Source organism: Lichenicola sp. GTC18331 (assembly GCF_055386855.1).
The window spans coordinates 2960001-2975263 of record NZ_AP045015.1 but is presented as its reverse complement, the minus strand read 5'-3'; the positions used below and the strand labels follow the sequence as shown (position 1 = coordinate 2975263).

12 protein-coding genes, 1 tRNA gene and 2 rRNA genes (1 of these 15 only partly in view) are annotated in these 15263 nt (G+C 63.2%); 5 read left to right on the top strand and 10 right to left on the bottom strand.

Annotated features, from left to right (window positions below):
- Positions 1-42: 42 nt before the first annotated feature.
- The 5 genes from ACZ5BM_RS13620 to pcaH are packed head-to-tail and all read right to left on the bottom strand — an operon-like array spanning position 43 to position 5695.
- The gene (locus ACZ5BM_RS13620) at positions 43-1938 is read right to left on the bottom strand and encodes a bifunctional sugar phosphate isomerase/epimerase/4-hydroxyphenylpyruvate dioxygenase family protein (protein ID WP_498908653.1); all 1896 of its coding nucleotides are present in this window, start codon (positions 1936-1938) and stop codon (positions 43-45) included.
- A gap of 13 nt (positions 1939-1951) precedes the next feature.
- Positions 1952-3145, bottom strand: coding sequence for a bifunctional 3-oxoadipate enol-lactonase/4-carboxymuconolactone decarboxylase PcaDC (pcaDC, locus tag ACZ5BM_RS13615; RefSeq protein ID WP_498908652.1), 1194 nt, complete (start codon positions 3143-3145; stop codon positions 1952-1954).
- A gap of 6 nt (positions 3146-3151) precedes the next feature.
- Positions 3152-4294 (bottom strand): lyase family protein, encoded by a 1143-nt coding sequence (locus tag ACZ5BM_RS13610; RefSeq protein ID WP_498908651.1) that lies wholly within the window; start codon positions 4292-4294, stop codon positions 3152-3154.
- The gene (gene pcaG / locus ACZ5BM_RS13605) at positions 4291-4989 is read right to left on the bottom strand and encodes a protocatechuate 3,4-dioxygenase subunit alpha (protein WP_498908650.1); all 699 of its coding nucleotides are present in this window, start codon (positions 4987-4989) and stop codon (positions 4291-4293) included. Before pcaG ends, ACZ5BM_RS13610 begins: the two co-directional genes overlap by 4 nt.
- Positions 4979-5695, bottom strand: a complete 717-nt coding sequence (gene pcaH / locus ACZ5BM_RS13600; protein ID WP_498908649.1) for a peptidase associated/transthyretin-like domain-containing protein — start codon at positions 5693-5695, stop codon at positions 4979-4981. The genes pcaG and pcaH overlap by 11 nt, the downstream gene beginning before the upstream one ends.
- Before the next feature lie 186 nt (positions 5696-5881).
- On the opposite strand from pcaH, the gene ACZ5BM_RS13595 reads away from it, so the two are divergent.
- On the top strand, positions 5882-6748 hold the full coding sequence (locus tag ACZ5BM_RS13595; protein WP_498908648.1) for a helix-turn-helix domain-containing protein: 867 nt from the start codon (positions 5882-5884) through the stop codon (positions 6746-6748).
- On the opposite strand, the gene ACZ5BM_RS13590 is transcribed toward ACZ5BM_RS13595, so the two are convergent.
- Complete coding sequence (locus ACZ5BM_RS13590) at positions 6666-7403, bottom strand: TetR family transcriptional regulator (protein ID WP_498908647.1); 738 nt, start codon at positions 7401-7403, stop codon at positions 6666-6668. The two genes, ACZ5BM_RS13595 and ACZ5BM_RS13590, sit on opposite strands and share 83 nt — an antisense overlap.
- Positions 7404-7579: 176 nt before the next feature.
- Here ACZ5BM_RS13590 and ACZ5BM_RS13585 point away from each other — a divergent pair, with 176 nt between their 5' ends.
- The 4 genes from ACZ5BM_RS13585 to ACZ5BM_RS13570 all read left to right on the top strand — a co-directional run bounded on the left by ACZ5BM_RS13585 (position 7580) and on the right by ACZ5BM_RS13570 (position 11740).
- On the top strand, positions 7580-8986 hold the full coding sequence (locus ACZ5BM_RS13585) for a carbohydrate porin (protein WP_498908646.1): 1407 nt from the start codon (positions 7580-7582) through the stop codon (positions 8984-8986).
- A gap of 19 nt (positions 8987-9005) precedes the next feature.
- Complete coding sequence (gene aroQ, locus ACZ5BM_RS13580) at positions 9006-9449, top strand: type II 3-dehydroquinate dehydratase (RefSeq protein WP_498908645.1); 444 nt, start codon at positions 9006-9008, stop codon at positions 9447-9449.
- A complete protein-coding gene (locus tag ACZ5BM_RS13575; protein WP_498908644.1) occupies positions 9446-10312 on the top strand; it encodes a shikimate dehydrogenase in 867 nt (288 codons plus the stop codon). Before aroQ ends, ACZ5BM_RS13575 begins: the two co-directional genes overlap by 4 nt.
- A gap of 132 nt (positions 10313-10444) precedes the next feature.
- Positions 10445-11740, top strand: a complete 1296-nt coding sequence (locus ACZ5BM_RS13570) for an MFS transporter (RefSeq protein ID WP_498908643.1) — start codon at positions 10445-10447, stop codon at positions 11738-11740.
- 175 nt (positions 11741-11915) lie between these two features.
- On the opposite strand, the gene ACZ5BM_RS13565 is transcribed toward ACZ5BM_RS13570, so the two are convergent.
- From ACZ5BM_RS13565 to ACZ5BM_RS13550, 4 genes are all read right to left on the bottom strand, one after another.
- Positions 11916-12218 (bottom strand): hypothetical protein, encoded by a 303-nt coding sequence (locus tag ACZ5BM_RS13565; RefSeq protein WP_498908642.1) that lies wholly within the window; start codon positions 12216-12218, stop codon positions 11916-11918.
- Between the two features lie 891 nt (positions 12219-13109).
- Positions 13110-13186, bottom strand: a tRNA-Met gene (locus ACZ5BM_RS13560).
- A gap of 32 nt (positions 13187-13218) precedes the next feature.
- Positions 13219-13334, bottom strand: a 5S ribosomal RNA gene (rrf, locus tag ACZ5BM_RS13555).
- A 124-nt stretch (positions 13335-13458) separates the two neighbouring features.
- A 23S ribosomal RNA gene (locus tag ACZ5BM_RS13550) occupies positions 13459-15263 on the bottom strand (it continues 939 nt past the right edge of the window).

Genomic DNA, 15263 nt, shown 5'->3' with positions numbered 1-15263 from the left:
GCTCCTGATGGAGAGCGCCGCCCTACCGCAGACCGGGGCCGTTCACAGGAACTCGGGCGACACGTCTTCGCGGAACCGGCTCTGGGCGGCGATGCGGATCGCTGCGTTGGGCGCACCGTAGCCTTCGAAACCGGCATCGCGCTGCACGAATTCGAAGAAAAAGCGTTTGTCGAAGGCGCGGCTATAGAGTTGCCAGTAGCGCCGTCCGTTCTGGTCCTCGTCCAGCAAGATGCCGGCCGCGCGCATGCGCTGCAGCAGCGCATCGTCCAGATCGAAGCGGCTGCGGAGATCATCGTAATAGTTCGGCGGAATCAGCAGGCGTTCGGCGCCGTGCACGCGCAGGCTGTTGGCCACGGCGAAGATGTCGTCGCAACCGAACGCGACATGCTGAAAGCCGCCGCCGAAATTGTGAGAAAGGAAGCGCGACGACAGAGTGGCACGCGCATCGCTCGCATTCAGCGTCAGGCGAAGATGCCGCCCAGGAGATTCGATCGCCTGGCTGCGCACCAGCCCGGACGGATCGATCACGTCATGCGGTGCGACCTCTTCGCAACCGAACAGGCTGCGCCAGTAGAGTTTACAGGACAGGAATTCTTCGGCGAGGACCGTGCTGGCGAGATGGTCGAATCCGCTGACCGTCCCCGACAATGCATCCGTCGGCTGCGCGACCGCATCGAATTCGGTTTCCCACAGAGCATCGATCCGGTCGCTGCCGACCACGTAGACCAGACTACCGCCGACGCCGCGCAGCGCCGGCATGATACGCGTGGTCTCGCCGGACTCTTCGAAAAGCGGGATGCCGAGACGTTCGGCGCGCAGCATGGTGGCGTCGGCATCGTCCACCAGTACGCCGACAGCGCAGATCGCGGTACCATGCGTGTGCCAGAAGGCGCCTGCGAACGCATTTTCTTCCGCGTTGATCACCAGATTCGCGTTGCCTCTACGCCAGCGTGTCACCTGCTTCCGGCGATGGCGGCCGGCGGGCGAGAAGCCGAGTTGGACGAAAAGCTGTTCCAGTCGCGCTGTGTCCTGGGGACTGACGGCGAACTCCACGAATGCCACCCCGTCCACGCGCGGGGGCTGCGGCATGTCTGCTGGCGCGCCGAGCAGGCGCTCGGCGCGCTCGCGCACGAAGGTGAGCGAACGCTTGGCGTCCTGCGCCACCATCTGCACCGAACTCGACCGGAACTGGTCGTTGAAGATCTCCAGCGAGACCGGACCGCGATAGCCGGCCCGCAGAATCTCGGCGAGATAGGCGTCAACCGGCAGGTCGCCCTGTCCGGGCAGATTGCGGTAGTGCCGGCTCCATTGCAGGAAATCCATCGACATGCGCGGCGCATCCGCCAACTGCACGAAGCCGATGCGGGCACCGTCGATCTCGCGGATCGATTCGTTCGGGATACCGCGCGCCAGCGAATGGAAACTATCGAGCGTGATGCAGACATTGGCATGATCGACCGCCTTCACGATCGCCCAGGCCTCACGATGGTCGTTGACGTATCGTGACCAGGCCAGGGCCTCGTAGCAGAGAGTGATGCCGCGTTTGGCGGCGCGGTCTCCGGCTTCGCGCAGATCGGCAATCACGCGTGCTCGGTCCGGCAGGGCGTGCGGCGAGCAGGAGGCGCACAGAAGGATATGACGGGTGCCCAACTCGGCCATCACGTCGAACTTGGCCTCCAGCCGGGCAAAAGCGCGACTGCGGTGTGGTTCCGGCAGACCTTCCAGATCGCGGAACGGTTGATAGAGAACGCAGGCGAGACCGAGCTCGTCCAGAAGCGCGCGGAGCTGGCGCGGTGTGAGCGGCGAGGCCAGCAGGTCATTCTCGAAAATCTCCACCGCGTCGAAGCCCGCGGCGGCGCTGGCGCGCAGCTTCTCTTCCAACGTGCCGCTGAGCGAGTTGGTCGCGATGGAATCGATGCGTCGTGGCGGAACCGTCATGGAAACCGGTCCTTCAAAGGTTGGAGGCGTCGGACGCGCCGAGCTGTTCGATCACGTCTGCGGCTTCGGAGAATCCCGTGTTTGCTGCGGGCACGCCGGCATAGATGGCGATCTGCATCAACACCTCCTTCAACGCCTCCTGATCGAAACCGTTCTGCGTCAGACCGGCGCGAACATGGAGGCGGAACTCCTCCCAGCGACCGAGGCTGGCGGTGACGGCGAGCACGATCAGTCGCCGCGTGCGGTCATCCAGCCCGGGGCGGCTCCAGATCTCCTGCCAGGCGATGCGGGTGATCATCGCCTGAAAATCGGCATTGAACGGCGTGCGCTGGTCCAGTGAGCGATCCACCCAGGCGTCGCCCAGCACGCGGCGGCGATTGCGTAGGCCGGCCTGGAACAAGGTTTCCGCAGCCGCCTCGGTGTTCGGATCCGCGGACAGAAAGTGGATCATGGCGTTCGTGAGCGCGTCTGGCGCCTCGATCTGCGCCAGATGGGCGGCGTCGAGATGCACCACCGCGGCGCCCTGGATCGCGTCGGCGATCAGGCGCCCGTGCGCGTCGAACGGGGTGGAGCTGTCACGATCCCCGGCCACCACCAGGGTGGGCAAACGTAGCGAGGGCAGGCGGGGTAGCAGAGCCATGTCGCGTATGGCCGCACCGGCACCGGAATACCCTGCGGCATCGGTGGAAAGCAGCCCGAAGCGCAGCCCGTCGGTGATGCCGGGGTTTGCGGCGCTGAAGCTGGGCGACAGGAAACGTCCCATGGCGAGGTCCGCGATCGCCGCCATTCCGTCGCGGCGGACCGTATCGATCCGCGCGGTCCAGGCGGCACGGTCCATCGCGGCCGAGGAACAGATCACGAGCAGGGCGCCGACCCGGTCCGGCCTGGACAAGGCCAGCTCCATGGCGATCATCCCGCCCAGCGACACGCCGGCCACGGCGGCCCTCCCGATCCCGGCCGCGTCCATCACCGCCGCGACGTCGCCAGCCAGGGTCTCCAGCATGTAGTCGGCCGCCGGCGCATCCGATGCGCCATGGCCGCGCGTGTCCATGCGCAGCACGCGGAAGCGCCGCGACAAAGCGGGGAGAGCCTGCTCCCAGGAGGTCATGTCGGTGCCGATGGAGTTCAGCAGCACCAAAGGCGGCGCATCGGCGCGACCATCCAATTTCCAGTAGAGCCGGACCGGACCATTCAGGGCAAAGGGCATGGGGGGTCAGGCTCCTCGGGCAGACAGCAGGGCGTCGACCAGGAGGACGCTTTCGCCGATCTCGGGATCGGGATGGGTCTCCACCGCGCGGCCAATGGCGTTGCGGTCGATCTCCATCCCCTCGGCAACGTTCGCCATCGCGGCGGCAGCGGCGGAGCCGAGCTGGAACAGATCGGCCAGGACCGGCGCCTCCGCCTGCCAGCCACCGAGGCCGCGCTCCAGCTCCTGGGGCAGGCCGCCGAGAATGGACGCCACCAGCCCTGGCGCGCGCAAGGCGGCGGAAAGGGCGATCTGGCAGCCGGTCGGGTTGCGCTTGTGCGGCATGGCGGAGGAGCCGCCGCGTCCGGCTTCCGCCGGTTCGCGTGCCTCGCCGAGTTCGTTCTGCGCCAGGAGCGACACGTCGCGCGCCATCTTGCCCAGCATGCCGATCGCGATACCGACCGCGGCGGCGAGCGCCGCCACAAGGTCACGCCTGGCGTGCCAGGGCGGAGCGTCGCGCAAGCCGAGACGCCGGGCCAGCGCGGCGGCGACGAGCGCACCACGCCCCTCAAGACCGGCGCGCGTTCCGGCGGCACCGCCGAACTGAAGCGGCAGGGCGGCGGCATCGCCCAGCCTTGCGTTGGCATCGCGGATGCCGGCGGCCCAGTGAGCGACGCGCAGCCCCCAGCCGATCGGCAGCGCACCTTGAAGCAGGGTGCGTCCCATGGCCGGCGTGCCGGCATGGGCGTGTGCCAGCGGAAACAGGGCGGCCTCGATGCGCGCGAGATCGTGCCGGAACAGGACGAGCGCATCGCGCACCTGCATCGCCAGCACCGTATCGGCCAGATCCTGGCTCGTGGCACCGCGATGCACCGCGCGAGCGGCGTCCGGATCGGCTTCGGCGAGGGCGGCGCGCAGGCGCTTCACCAGCGGGATCGCCAGCGTGCCCGCATGGGCAGCTTCCTCGGCCAGCACGGCAGGATCGAGCGCGATGGCGTCGCAGCAGGCGGCGATCCGCTCGGCCAGGGCGACGGGCAGCAATCCGGCTTCCGCCTCCGCCATGGCCAGGGCCGCCTCGAAAGAAAGCGCCGCCCGCAGGGTCGCCACGTCGCCGAACACGGCCCGCATCGCCGGCGTACTGGCCGGCGCGCTTCGCAGCAGGGCGGTCATAGATCGAAGAACACCGTTTCGTCCCGGCCGCGCAGATGGATATCGAGGCGCCAGACGCCCGCGCCTTCCGGCTGGGCGATCAGCGTGCGACGCCGCTCCGCCGGCACGGCCGACAGCACCGGATCGGTGTCGTTGCCTTCCCCATCGGCGAAATAAAGGCGGGTCGCCAGCCGCTTGAGCAGGCCGCGTCCGAACACTGACAAAGCAATGTGCGGCGCCTGCAGCGTGCCGCCGGGGCCCGGCACCCGTCCGGGGCGGATGGTGCGGAACTGGTATTCTCCGTCTTCAGCGGTGGCCGCGCGTCCGAAGCCGATGAAGCCTTGGTCGTTCGCGGCTGGATCGTCCGGGGCGATCGGACTCGCATACGTGCCGGCGGCATCGGCCTGCCATAGCTCGATCATCGCGTCGCGCACCGGTTCGCTATTGCCGTCGAACACCCGGCCCCGCAGCGCGATCGCCTCGCCTTCCGGCGTGCTGCGTGGTGGAGCGACGTTCAGCACGTAATGCTCCTCCGCGAACAGCTCGGCGCGGGCGCCCATCTCGCTGCTGCCGACCAGATCGGCGCCGCCCTTCCAGGGAAGGCCGTAATGGAAGAACGGCCCCACCGTCTGCGACGGGGTCTGGCCGAACAGAGACGGGTCCTGGTTGTCGAGGCGCGGTGCGGTCTCGCTCCGCAGCAGGGCTTCAATGTCCATGATCGTCATCCTCGAACGGGGTTTGCGACTGTCCCTTGAGCACGATGTCGAAGATGTAGCCCAGCGCCCAGTTCGGCACGGTGGTGTTGATGTCGAACCGGCTCACCAGACGCTGACGGAACGGCATCGGCACGGCATTGGCGATCGGATCGATCTCGATCAGCGGATCGTCAGGAAAATAAAGCTGCGTCACCAGACGGGTGGAAAAGGACGGGCCCATCAGAGACAGATGGATATGCGACGGACGCCAGGCGTTGTGGTGATTGCCCCAGGGATACGCGCCGGGACGGATGGTGACGAAGCGGTAGCGTCCCTCGGCATCGGTGATGACTCGCCCGGCGCCGGTGAAATTCGGGTCGAGCGGTGCATCCCACTGATCCCAGGCATGGATATAGCGGCCGGCGGCGTTCGCCTGCCAGATCTCGATGATCGTGTTCGGTACCGGACGATGGTGCTCGTCCAGGACCCGGCCCGACACCACGATCCGCTGGCCGAGCGCCGTGCCGCCACGTCCGGCGGAAAGGTCGGCCAGCGCGGGGCCGAACAAGGTGGGCCAGCAACCGGCGGGGCCAGTGGTCTCGGTGATCGTCGGGGGGATGCGCACCAGCGGCTGAGCCGGGCTGCGAAGCACGGTCGAGCGGTAGGGGGGGCTATACGACGGCGGTTGTCCCGCATCGTCGCGCGCGAACGGAATGGCGTCGGGCATCGGCGTTTCCCATGGTTGGGCCACCGGCGAAAGCGGCGGTCTTCGTGCGGATGCGGTATGGCGCAAGCCTGACGGGTCGGCTCACCGCTCCGGGTTTGCGCGCATCCTACCAAGCCGGCGATCTCCAGCGATGGATGCAGCGGAGAAAGACTTGCACGAAACGGCAGAACGGGTTCCTGATCGGACATGACCGGCGACGCCATTCCGCGCTTCCATCTGTTCGGTGAGCCGCGCCAGTGCACGGATGAGCGTTTCGTGCACGTGGAATCACTGGTGTTACGATCGCGCCAGAATGATTGGACGATCCGGGCCCACGGCCACCCGACGCTGGTGCAACTGTTCCGTGTCGATACCGGCGGCGGCCGCATGCGGGTCGATGGCGCCGAGCTGGTTTTCGAAGCGCCCTGCCTGTTGTCGGTGCCGGCGGCGGTTATCCACGGTTTCGAATGGCGTCCCGGCGCGACCGGGGCGGTGCTGACGCTGGCTGCGACCTTCGAGGCCGACATCGTGCGGCGCGATCCGTCCCTGTCCGGGCTGTTGGCGCGGGCGCGCGTGATCCCGCTCGACCACGCTATGTCGCGACAGGCCAAGAGGCACATGACGCGTCTGGAAGCGGAACTGGTCTCGCACGCACCGGGCTATCGCCTGGCAGCGGAAGCAGCGCTGCTCGACCTTCTGGTCGCGATCCGCCGCACCGACGGGGCGGCCGTGACACCCAGCCCGGCGGGGCGTCAGGCGGCGCTGGTGACGCGGTTCCGCGACCGCGTGGAAGCGCGCTTCCATCTGCGCGAACCGGTGGAGCACTACGCGGCCGCGCTGGGGGTCAGCAGCCGCACTCTGCGCGCCGTTTGCACCCAGGTGGTGGGGTTGTCGCCGCAGCAGATCCTAGACGACCGCACGTTGCTGGAAGCACGCCGGATGTTGGCGCACGGTCCAGCAGGCGTCGGCGCCGTGGCCTATGCGCTTGGCTTCAGCGATCCCGCCTACTTTTCGCGGTTCTTTTCACGGAAGGCAGGGTCGAACCCGTCTTCCTATCGGCGCCAGGCGAACTGACGGACGGCGTGTCGTCCGGTTCGCTTTGCAGCAACCCGACCAGAGCATCGGCAATCAGCCGCGCGTGCCGTTCGCCGCTGGCGGCAAAATCGTAGTCGAACAGGGCCGAGAATGTCGGACGGTTCGAGACCCGGAAGAAGCAAGGCGCGCTGATGAGCATATGCAGATCGACTGGGTCGATGCGACGACGGAACACACCCTCCGCCAGGCCGCGATCGACGATGCGCCGCAGCACGTCGATCACCGGCGTGTTTGCCTGCCGTATGCTGTCCGAGCGTTTCAGGAAACGCGCGTCGTGGATGTTCTCGATCGCCACCAGGCGGATGAACCCTGCATTGGCGTCATGGTGGTCCAGGGTGAACGCGATCAAGCGGCGTATGGCGTCGACAGGCGGCAACGCGTCGAGCTCCAGCCGGCTCTCCACCTCACGCACCGCGACATAGGCGCGTTCCAGTACGGCCAGATACAACCCCTCCTTGCTGCCAAAATAATAGTAGATCATCCGCTTGGTCGTACGGGTGCGTTCGGCGATCGCGTCCACCCGCGCGCCGTTCAGCCCGTTGCGCTCAAACTCGTCGCGCGCCACCGCCAGGATATCGTCGCGCACCTCGCTCGCGCGGGTGGGTGTGCCTTTCAGTTCCGGGGGCTCGGCCATGCGATCTTCGTCCAGAGGAGAGGCATCCAGCTAAACCTCGTGCCGCGTCCGGAGCGAACATGCAAATCTCGGTGGATTTTGTGCGCCGCAGAAACTGCACGACTCGTTAACTAACTGGTTACACCACTTCAAAACCGGCGCTAGACTGCGGGCAACAAGAAAACTTGGAAACGTCCATGTTCCCGTGCTCCTTTAAATCCAGACGTGTCACCACAACCGCTCTATTCGGTGTTCTGGCCGCATTTCCCGCGGCCGCACAGACCGTCAACAGCGGCGCAGGCATTCAACAAAGCCAGGCCTTGTCAACACCGTCGGCAACGGCACCGAAACCGATTCCGACCCAGCATTTGTTCGGGACCTGGGGGGGATTGCTGCCGCGACTCCACGACCACGGCGTCGACGTGATCATCGACAACTGGGCCGAATACGGCGGCAACATCACCGGCGGCATCCGTGACAGCGGCACCGGCTATGCCGGCCAGGTCGCGGCGCAGGTGAATGTCGATTTCGGCAAAATGTTCCAGGACAAAGGCATTCTGAACAACCTCGTCCTGCACAGCTCGGTGATCAACCGCAACGGTCGATCGTTCGGACGCCGCTTCGATGGCGACGAACTCTACAACCCGGAACAGATCTACGGCGGCGGGAAAAACACCGTCGCCCATCTGGTCTATCTCTATCTGGAAAAGAAGTCCGACAATCAGCGCCTGGCGCTGGCGGTGGGGCGCTATACGATCGGTGCCGATTTCGCCGCATCGCCGCTGAACTGTATCTTCATGTCGCTGACGGTCTGCGGCAACCCTCGCGCGCTGAACAACTCGAACGGCTGGGCAGCCTGGCCGGCCTCGAACTGGGCAGCGCGTCTGCGCGTCCGCCCTACAGCGGAAACCTATGTACAGACCGGCCTCTTCGAGGCGTCGGTGCATAAAGGGGGCAGCGCCGGCTTCTATTGGCGTCTGGACGACGCCACAGGCCTGATCACCCCGGTCGAACTGGGCTGGGAACCCGTGCGAGGCCGCAATCGGCTCACGGGGCACTACAAGCTCGGGTTCATTCACGACAGCTCGACCTATAACGACAACTATCTGGACGTCGATGGCGCACCCTACCAGCTCTCGCATCGGCCCCCGGCACGGCATCATGGTCAGACCTCGTCCTATGTCGCATTCGATCAAATGCTGTTCCGCACAGGGCAGTATCAGAACCAGGGCCTGATCCTGCTGGGCGGATACGTCCATGGAGATCACGACACGGCACGCCTCGAAAACCAGGGCTTCGGCGGCTTCACCTGGTCCGGTTTGATTCCGTCGCGTACGCGCGACGCTCTATCGATTCTGGTGAGCTATTGGCAGTACAGCAGCCGCATCACCGAGCAGGACGAGCTGAGTTATGCCATCGCGCACACGCCACTCGATGATCGGCGTATCCGCACGCATCAAACGGTGATCGAGGCGACCTACAACATTCACGCCTTCCGCGGCATCGATATCTCGCCCGACTTCCAGTACGGCATTCGTCCACGCTCGACCGACCATATCCCGGACGCAGCCTTCTTAGGCGTCAACGCCCACGTGACGCTCTAGTCCTGTCCCGGAGTTTTCGATGCCGACCGTGCTGATCCTCAATGGACCGAACCTGAACATGCTCGGTGAGAGAGAGCCCGAGAAGTATGGGCGGGAGACACTGACCGATGTGGAGGCGTCCTGCCGCGCAGAAGGTGAGATGCTCGGGCTCGCCATCGACTTTCGGCAGACCAATTCCGAAGGACGTTTGATCGGCTGGATTCAGGAATCGTGCCGGCAGATGGACGGGATCGTCATCAATCCGGCCGGTTACAGCCATACCTCCGTCGCGCTCGCGGACGCACTGCGTCTCGTCGCGTTTCCGGTCCTTGAGGTCCACATAACCAACATCCACGCCCGTGAGAGCTTCCGGCATCATTCCTTCGTGTCTGCGGTCGCGGACGGGGTGATCGCCGGTTTCGGTACGGATGGCTACCTGCTCGCCCTGCGTCGCATGGCGAGATTGATCGGAGACAAAAGATGACTTTCCATTCCGGCACAGGATCCTGCCTGCTCGGTCTCATCGGACGCGGCATCGCAAGATCCCTCACGCCGGCCATGCACGAAGCTGAAGGTGACGCGAATGGCATACGCGTTCTCTACCGCCTGGTGGACACGCAGGCCCTAGACTTGGACGAGCGCGACCTCCCGGATCTGCTGCGTGGCGGCGAAAGGCTGGGTTTCACCGGCTTCAATGTCACCCACCCATTCAAGCAGGAGATCGTTTCCCTGCTCGATGGAATGTCGGACGAGGCACGGGCGATCGGCGCGGTGAACACGGTGCTGTTGCGTGACGGAAAGCGCATCGGTCACAACACCGACGTCTCCGGCTTTGCCGCTGCATTCCGCGCAGGCCTGCCCGACGCAAAGCGTGATCGCGTGGTGCAACTCGGTGCCGGTGGTGCAGGCACGGCGGTCGGGCATGCGGCCATGTCGCTGGGCGTCGGCGAGTTGTTGATCGTGGACCAGAGTTTGGAGCGCGCCGAGAGTCTCGCCCGAACTTTGTCCAACCTTTACGGAACCGGCCGTGCCATTGCCCGTCCCGACACGGCCGGCCTGTTGGCCGATGCGGACGGGCTCATCCATTGCACACCGACAGGCATGGGCGGTCACCCGGGCCTGCCTCTGCCGGCGACGGAGCTTCATTCCGGGCTATGGGTGGCCGACATCGTCTATTTCCCGCTGGAAACCGAGTTGCTGCGTACGGCGCGGGCCATTGGCTGCCAGACCCTCGATGGAGGTGGCATGGCCACCTTCCAGGCGGTGCATGCCTTTGAGCTTTTTACGGGCCTTAAGCCCGATGCCGGGCGTATGCGGCAGCATTTTCTGTCCATGACCCATCGCTGAAGCGACGTCCGGTTCAAACGGATCGTACCGCCTCATTTGCTTTTTGAAGAGCGTCTTCATCCGACCAAACGACTCCATGCGGTCGGATGAGGCTCAATCCCAAACACAGAAGCCCTGAAAACAGGAGCCACCATGTCCGAGACCCAGACTATCCTCCATCCCACAACAATCACGCGCCGCTTGACGCGGGTACGCTTTGGCGTGCTGGCGCTGATCGCGGTCGGCACGATGATCAACTATCTCGATCGCGCTGTTCTTTCCATCGCAGCACCCAGCCTGAGTCACGATCTCCGCATCCAGGCGGCAACCATGGGACTCGTCTTCTCAGCGTTTTCCTGGAGCTATGCTGCATCACAGATTCCAGCAGGCATCCTGCTGGATCGTCTGGGCTCGCGTGTGACTTATTGGTTATCGATCACCTTATGGTCGACTGCAACGTTGCTGCAAAGTTTGGCTACCGGCTTGTTTTCGATGCTGGGCCTACGCCTGTTTCTCGGCATTGCCGAAGCGCCATGCTTTCCTGCCAACAGCCGAATCGTCACCACTTGGTTTCCTCGTCACGAGCGTGGGCGTGCCACGAGCGTCTATACGGTCGGAGAATATTTGGGACTGGCGCTATTCAGCCCGCTGCTGTTCTGGATCATGGCTCGTTTCGGCTGGCGCATCCTGTTCCTGATCGTCGGCCTGATCGGCATCGTCTTCGGTGCTTTGTGGCTGCTTCGCTACAAAGAACCGGCAGACAGCACCAAGGTCAGCGAAGCCGAGCTCACGCTGATTGCCGGCGACGAAGCTCCGGCTGCTGCGTCCGCGCCGACACGGCGAGACATCGGCCTGCTTCTGCGCAGCCGCCGCCTGTGGGGCGCGTCCATCGGACAGTTCGCGGGCAACTCGACATTGGTGTTTTTTCTCACCTGGTTTCCTACCTACCTGGCGCATGATCGTCACATGGCCTGGATCAAGGTAGGCTTCTTTGCAATTCTACCGTTCCTGGCCGCGGCCTGCGGCGTCCTTGCCGGTGGCCTCGCATCCGACAAACTGCTGCTCCGCACGGGATCGATCAACATCGCCCGTAAGCTGCCGATTATTTCGGGGCTGTTGCTGTCGTCGCTGATCATTGGTGCGAACTACGTCAACAATAATGCCGTCATGATCGCAATCATGGCGATCGCTTTCTTTGGCCAGGGCATGGTCGGCCTCGGCTGGACGGTGATCTCCGATATCGCACCAAAAACGATGATGGGTCTCAGTGGCGGCCTGTTCAACTTTGCCGCCAATCTGGCCGGGATCGTCACGCCTATCGTCGTTGGTTTCATCGTTGCTGAGACAGGATCGTTCGTAAATGCACTCTTCTATGTCGGAGGACTTGGTATCGTCGGTGCGTTGTCTTACATCTTTCTGCTTGGTGAAATACGCCGCATCGAGCTCTAGCAATACTTTGGTGTTTCCTGTGACGAGGGCGGACCGAGCGCCCTGCCGCAGTAAGAGCGTTGCGCAAGGCGGTCTGAGGATGCGATCAAGGATGGCATGGCGGATCGCCGGCAAGCTGGGCTGGGGCGATGGACCGGTGATATTTTTCTGCTCCTCCCTTCTTCAGACGGCGGGATTACAGAAACGAATAGGCCATCGTTGCGAGCAGGGCGTGGGGATGCAACCCGATCCATGATCGGCCCTCGAAGTGATCGATGGCCAGTTCCTCCTTCGATTGCTGATGGGCCTGCTCGCAGACCCACCGCGCCTTGATGGCCAGTGCGAGATCCTTGAGCGCCGTGTCGGCCGGCAGGTTGGACGGGTAGTATTTCCGCTCGCCGGTGCTGCGGCGTTTGCCGACCAGCCCGTCAGCTGCTGCGCGCCCATTGTGCCGATGCGCTGTGCGGCCCGTCTGCGATCCTGATCCGGACGGCAGCAAACCGGCGGCAAGATCTCCCTTGGTTCCTGGCCGCCAGCTGATCCGCCGCTATGAGGCTGCCTCCAGCATCGCGTCGGCCCTGACTCAGAGCTGATCTGGAACGTGTGCGTATGCCTGCGGAAAGATCAGCGCTCACTCGTGGAGATAGACGTTCTGATGCCGCGGAATGCCAACGACCCACCGCAGGCCACGCACGTTGAGGCTCTCTGGTAGGAGGACCTGTAGCCCCAACATCACCTCACCGGCACCTTGTGCACAGCAAGCGTCAGGCAGAGCAGGTTCTGGCAATTGGCGGTCTTGCCAAAGGTCGGGGCGTATTGCCTGGCGACGCCGACCGACGCCGCGTCCTTGTTAAGGCAAGGCAATGTCGTCGATGATCAAGAGCGACCAGGGCCCACCCGCCAAACGATCGGAACGACGCCGCAGGGCGGTTTCGAGCGGCTCGCTGTCTCAGACACCAGCATTGACGAAGTGATACAGCCAGCCATGGAGATCTTGCCCATGCACACCGCTACCCGCTGGATTCTCTTGCGATCGCCGGGCTCGATCAGCCCAACGATGTAAACTGGACGCATGCTGCGCCGCACCTTTGTCGCTCAGGCCACCAAAAACGGCTCCAGCCGCGCCTCAATATCCGGCTGCCATTCCCACTGATCAGGAGCCCCCGTTACGACCGATTTCCTATGATCAGCGCATCCTTCTACCAAAGTAGTGCTAGGTGGAGGCGTATTGCCTGTTTTCCCCGAGCGCCACAGGCATGCTGAGGGCACCTGCCGCCAAGGCAGCGCAAAGGTTTGCATCGAATCTGGGTGGTACCGGTTGCTCTTTTTGGATGCGCGAAAACCCCACCCTGGTAAGGGGTAGAGTTTTTGCGTTCTGCCTGGATTTGTTTGGTTGCGGGGACAGGATTTGAACCTGTGACCTTCAGGTTATGAGCCTGACGAGCTACCGGGCTGCTCCACCCCGCGGTGGTGGTGTGTGTGGTTGGGTGCTTTGGAAGACCTGGCGGCGACCGACTTTCCCGCGTCTTGAGACGCAGTATCATAGGCGCTGGGGGTTTTCACGGCCGAGTTCGGGATGGGATCGGGTGGATCATTCCCCGCCATGGCCACCAGGTCGTCCAAGGCACCGTTGGTGTGCGTTGGGCGTGTGGGGTTGGTGCGTTTTGGTGTGAGTGGTTTTGGAGTTGTGGTTGATTTCTATGCATGTGTTTGGTGTTTGCTTTTGAGGGCAAAGACCTGTGATTGAGCCTATTGGGCGATTAGGACCAGTTAGCTGAGTGCATTACTGCACGTATACATCTGGCCTATTGACGTGATGGTCTATCACGGCCCTCGGGGAGACCTGGTTTTGAGGTAAGTTTCTCGCTTAGATGCTTTCAGCGATTATCTTGTCCGCACGTAGCTACCCGGCTATGCCGCTGGCGCGACAACCGGTGCACCAGAGGTGCGTCCATCCCGGTCCTCTCGTACTAGGGACAGCTCCTCTCAAGTCTCCAACACCCACGGCAGATAGGGACCGAACTGTCTCACGACGTTCTAAACCCAGCTCACGTACCACTTTAATCGGCGAACAGCCGAACCCTTGGGACCTGCTCCAGCCCCAGGATGTGATGAGCCGACATCGAGGTGCCAAACCTCCCCGTCGATGTGGACTCTTGGGGGAGATCAGCCTGTTATCCCTAGAGTACCTTTTATCCGTTGAGCGATGGCCCTTCCACGCGGGACCACCGGATCACTATGGCCGACTTTCGTCTCTGCTCGAGCTGTCGCTCTCGCAGTCAGGCGGGCTTATGCCATTGCACTCAGCAGCCGATGTCCGACCGGCCTGAGCCCACCATCGCGCGCCTCCGTTACACTTTGGGAGGCGACCGCCCCAGTCAAACTGCCCACCATGCAGGGTCCCGGACCGGGCTAGACCGGTCGCGGTTAGACATCAGAAAAATTCAGGGTGGTATTTCAAGGATGGCTCCACCTGAGCTGGCGCCCCGGCTTCAAAGCCTCCCACCTATCCTACACAGCATTTTCCTGATGCCACTGCAAAGCTGCAGTAAAGGTTCATAGGGTCTTTCCGTCTGACCGCGGGTACCCCGCATCTTCACGGGGAATTCAATTTCGCTGAGCCGATGCTGGAGACAGCGGGGAAGTCGTTACGCCATTCGTGCAGGTCGGAACTTACCCGACAAGGAATTTCGCTACCTTAGGACCGTTATAGTTACGGCCGCCGTTTACCGGGGCTTCAATTCAGTGCTTGCACACCTCCTCTTAACCTTCCGGCACCGGGCAGGCGTCAGACCCTATACGTCGTCTCTCGACTTCGCAGAGCCCTGTGTTTTTACTAAACAGTCGCTACCCCCTGGTCTGTGCCACCCACACATGGTTGCCCACATATGGGTCTCGCTTATCCCGAAGTTACGCGAGCAATTTGCCTAGTTCCTTCAGCATCGTTCTCTCAAGCGCCTTGGTATACTCTACCAGTCCACCTGTGTCGGTTTCGGGTACGGTCTATACGCCAGAGCTATTTCCTGGAATGCTCGCAAAGCCTGCCCAATCCGATAAGGACAGACAACAGCTCGCATTCGTCACTTCTGGCAGGCTGGGGAATATTCGCCCCATTCCCATCGACTACGGCTTTCGCCCTCGCCTTAGGAGCCGGCTCACCCTGCGCGGATTAACCTTGCGCAGGAACCCTTGGACTTACGGCGACAGTGTTTCTCACACTGTTTGTCGCTACTCATGTCAGCATTCGCACTTCCGATACCTCCAGGAGACATCACCATCTCCCTTCACAGGCCTACGGAACGCTCCGCTACCGCGTGCACTTCAAAGTGCACACCCACAGCTTCGGCACGTGGCTTGAGCCCCGTTACATTTTCGGCGCAGGGTTTCTATTAGACCAGTGAGCTATTACGCTTTCTTTAAAGGATGGCTGCTTCTAAGCCAACCTCCTGGTTGTTTTGGAATCCCCACATCCTTTCCCACTTAGCCACGATTTGGGGGCCTTAGCTGGTGGTCTGGGCTGTTTCCCTCTCGACGATGGACCTTA

Bases quoted from the DNA above. Each gene is read 5' to 3' on its own strand.
- ACZ5BM_RS13595 (WP_498908648.1), top strand. From the start codon at position 5,882: ATGACCGGCGACGCCATTCCGCGCTTCCATCTGTTCGGTGAGCCGCGC.
- ACZ5BM_RS13590 (WP_498908647.1), bottom strand. From the start codon at position 7,403: ATGGCCGAGCCCCCGGAACTGAAAGGCACACCCACCCGCGCGAGCGAG.
- ACZ5BM_RS13570 (WP_498908643.1), top strand. From the start codon at position 10,445: ATGTCCGAGACCCAGACTATCCTCCATCCCACAACAATCACGCGCCGC.
- ACZ5BM_RS13575 (WP_498908644.1), top strand. From the start codon at position 9,446: ATGACTTTCCATTCCGGCACAGGATCCTGCCTGCTCGGTCTCATCGGA.
- ACZ5BM_RS13585 (WP_498908646.1), top strand. From the start codon at position 7,580: ATGTTCCCGTGCTCCTTTAAATCCAGACGTGTCACCACAACCGCTCTA.
- aroQ (WP_498908645.1), top strand. From the start codon at position 9,006: ATGCCGACCGTGCTGATCCTCAATGGACCGAACCTGAACATGCTCGGT.
- pcaG (WP_498908650.1), bottom strand. From the start codon at position 4,989: ATGGACATTGAAGCCCTGCTGCGGAGCGAGACCGCACCGCGCCTCGAC.
- pcaDC (WP_498908652.1), bottom strand. From the start codon at position 3,145: ATGCCCTTTGCCCTGAATGGTCCGGTCCGGCTCTACTGGAAATTGGAT.
- ACZ5BM_RS13620 (WP_498908653.1), bottom strand. From the start codon at position 1,938: ATGACGGTTCCGCCACGACGCATCGATTCCATCGCGACCAACTCGCTC.
- pcaH (WP_498908649.1), bottom strand. From the start codon at position 5,695: ATGCCCGACGCCATTCCGTTCGCGCGCGACGATGCGGGACAACCGCCG.
- ACZ5BM_RS13610 (WP_498908651.1), bottom strand. From the start codon at position 4,294: ATGACCGCCCTGCTGCGAAGCGCGCCGGCCAGTACGCCGGCGATGCGG.